The organism is Kitasatospora sp. NPDC015121 (assembly GCF_055562955.1).
In genome coordinates this window covers 1-3,506 of the sequence record NZ_JBVHEH010000091.1, presented here as the reverse complement: position 1 = coordinate 3,506, position 3,506 = coordinate 1, and the positions used below count along the sequence as shown (strand labels likewise).

General features: G+C 75.8%; 1 protein-coding gene. It reads left to right on the top strand.

The genetic code is table 11. The features are described from left to right. Positions 1-3,506: type I polyketide synthase (locus ACZ3J7_RS40890; protein WP_465628474.1), on the top strand; the 3,506-nt coding region annotated here is incomplete at both ends.

The window sequence follows — 3,506 nt, the reverse complement described above, 5'->3', positions numbered from 1 at the left end:
ACACCCACGACCTCTACAACCGCGTCACCACCCACGGCTACGGCTACGGCCCCGCCTTCCGCGGACTCCAACGCGCCTGGCGCCACGGCGAACAGCTGCTGATCGAGGCGGCGCTCGGTGCCGACGAACGGGCGGGCAGCGAGGCGCATCTGGTGCACCCGGCGCTGCTGGACGCGCCGCTGCACGCGCTGCTGCCGGGTGGTCTGGTGGAGGGTGACGGCACGCTGCTGCCGTTCTCCTGGTCGGGCCTGCGGGTGCACGCGGTGGGCGCGGAGGCGCTGCGGGTGACGTTGACGCCGAGCGGGGCGAACGCGTGGCGGTTCGAGGCGACCGACCTGTCGGGTGCCCCGGTGGTGACCGCGGACGCGCTGACGCTGCGTCCGGTCGACCCCGCCGCGTTCGGGACCCGGGCCGGTGGAGCGGCCGGTGACCTGTTCGCGCTGCGCTGGGACGAGTCGGCGGCGCCCGTCGAGCGGCGGGCGGGTCGGACCGTCCGGCTGGCCGGCCCGTGGGCGGGCGAGCTGCCCGGGTCGGCGCACCTGGCCGCGGCGGAGGCGTTGCGCACCGTCCAGGAGGCCCTGACCGAGGCGGACGAGGACGCGGTGACGACGATCGTCACCGAGCTGGCCGTGAGTGTGGCGGGCGGGCCGGTGGATCCGGTGGCCGCCGGGATCTGGGGTCTGGTGCGCACCGCGCAGACCGAGCAGCCCGGACGTTTCGTGCTGGTGGACGTGGAGCCCGGGGCGGAGCTGCCTGCCGACCTGCCCGTCGACGAGCCGCAACTCGCGCTGCGCGAGGGCACGTCGTACGTGCCGCGGCTGGTCCGCGCGGAGGCTGCGGCGGAGTCGGCGGTGGAGTCGGCGGCCTGGGACCGGGACGGCACCGTCCTGATCACCGGCGGCACCGGCACGCTCGGCGTGCTGGCGGCCCGGCACCTGGTGGTCGAGCACGGCGTGCGGCACCTGCTGCTGACCAGCCGCAGCGGCCCGGACGCGCCCGGCGCCCGCGAACTGGTCGCCGAACTCGCCGAGTTCGACGCGGAGGTGACCGTCGCGGCCTGCGACGTCGCCGACCGCGCGCAGCTGGCCGCACTGCTGGCCGCGATCCCCGCCGACCGCCCGCTGCGGGCCGTCGTGCACACCGCCGGCGTCCTGGACGACGGCGTGGTGGGCGCGCTCACCCCCGAGCGGCTGGCGAACGTGCTGCGCCCGAAGGCCGACGCCGCCTGGCACCTGCACGAACTCACCCGCGACCTCGACCTGACCGCGTTCGTCCTCTACTCCTCGGTCAACGGTCTGGTGGGCGGCGCCGGCCAGGCCAACTACGCGGCCGCCAACGCCTTCCTGGACGCGCTGGCCGCGCACCGCCGCGCCCTCGGCCTGCCCGCCACCTCGCTGGCCTGGGGCCTGTGGGAGCAGAGCAGCGGCATGACCGGTGCGATGAGCAGCACCGACGTGCTGCGGATGGGCCGGGACGGCATCAAGCCGCTCGCCCCGGAGGCCGGGCTGCGCCTGCTGGACGAGGCGCTCGGCCACCCGGACGCCACGCTCGTCCCGCTGCGTTTCGAGGCCCCCGCTCCGGCCGCGAGCGTCCGGGCGGTGCCGCCGCTGCTGCGCGGTCTGGTCCGGGTGCGGGCCCGGGCGGCGAGCCCGGTCGCGGCGACCGGTTTCGCCGGGAGCCTGGAGCTGCTGCCCGCCGACGAGCGGGAGCCCCGGATCACCGCGCTGGTGCGCGAGTCGGCGGCCGAGGTGCTCGGCCACAGCAGGCCCGACGCGATCGCGCTGGACCAGCCGTTCAAGAACGTCGGCTTCGACTCGCTGACCTCGGTGGAGCTGCGCAACCGCCTGAGCACCGCCACCGGTCTGCGGCTGCCCACCACGCTGGTCTTCGACTACCCGACGCCCGGCGCGGTCGCCGGCTACCTGGCGGGCAAGCTGCTGGGCACGGCGGACGCCGCCGCCACCGTGGCGGCGCCGGTCGAGGCCGCGGACGGCGAGCCGATCGCGATCGTCGGCATGGCCTGCCGCTTCCCCGGCGGCGCGAACACCCCGGAAGAGCTGTGGCGCCTGGTCGCCGAGGGCCGGGACGCGATCGGGGAGTTCCCCACCGACCGCGGCTGGGACCTGGCCGCGCTGTTCGACCCCGACCCCGAGCGGGCCGGGACGACCTACACCGACCGGGGCGGGTTCCTGTACGGCGCGGGCGAGTTCGACGCGGGCTTCTTCGGCATCTCGCCGCGCGAGGCCCTGGCGATGGACCCGCAGCAGCGCCTGCTGCTGGAGGTGTCCTGGGAGGCGTTCGAGCGGGCGGGCATCGACCCGGCCGGGCTGCGCGACTCCCAGACCGGCGTCTTCGTCGGCTCGATGTACCACGACTACGCGCCCCCGGTCAGCCTGATGCCCGCCGACCTCGAAGGCATCCTGCTGACCGGCAACACCGGCAGCGTCGTCTCGGGCCGGCTCGCCTACCAGTACGGCCTGATCGGCCCGGCGCTGACCGTCGACACCGCCTGCTCGTCGTCGCTGGTCTCGCTGCACCTGGCGGTGCGTTCGCTGCGCTCCGGCGAGTCCTCGATGGCCCTGGCAGGTGGCGTCACCGTGATGGCGAAGCCCGGCACCTTCGTCGAGTTCTCCCGCCAGCGCGGCCTGTCCGCCGACGGCCGCTGCAAGGCCTTCGCGGCCGGTGCGGACGGCACCGGCTGGGGCGAGGGCGTCGGCGTCCTGGTCCTGGAGCGGCTGTCGGACGCCCAGCGCCTGGGGCATAAGGTGCTCGCGGTCGTGCGCGGCACCGCCGTCAACCAGGACGGCGCCAGCAACGGCCTGACCGCCCCCAACGGCCCCTCCCAGCAGCGGGTGATCCGGGCCGCGCTGGCCGACGCCGGACTGACCACCGGCGAGGTCGACCTGGTCGAGGCGCACGGCACCGGCACCAAGCTCGGCGACCCGATCGAGGCCGAGGCCCTGCTCGCCACCTACGGCCAGGACCGGGGCGAGAGCAAGCCGCTCTACCTCGGCTCGCTGAAGTCGAACATCGGCCACACCCAGGCCGCCGCCGGCGTCGCCGGGGTGATCAAGTCGGTGATGGCGATCCGGGCCGGCGTCCTGCCCGCGACCCTGCACGTGGACGCGCCCAGCCCGTTCGTGGACTGGGAGGCGGGCGAGGTCGAACTCCTCACCGAGGCCCGCGACTGGGAGACCGACCGGCCGCGCCGGGCCGGCGTCTCGGCGTTCGGCATCAGCGGCACCAACGCCCACGTGATCATCGAGCAGGCGCCCGTCGTCGCCACCGAGGAAGCGGCACCCGCCGCCCCGGCCCCGACGGTCGTCCCCTGGGTGCTCTCCGGCGCGGACGAGTCCGCTCTGCGCGACCAGGCCCGCCAGCTGGCCGCGTTCGCCGGGACCGGCCTCGACACCGACCCCGTCGCGACCGCCCGCGCGCTGGCCACCGCCCGCACCACCTTCACCGAACGGGCGGTCGTGCTGGGCACCGACCTCGCCGCCCTCACC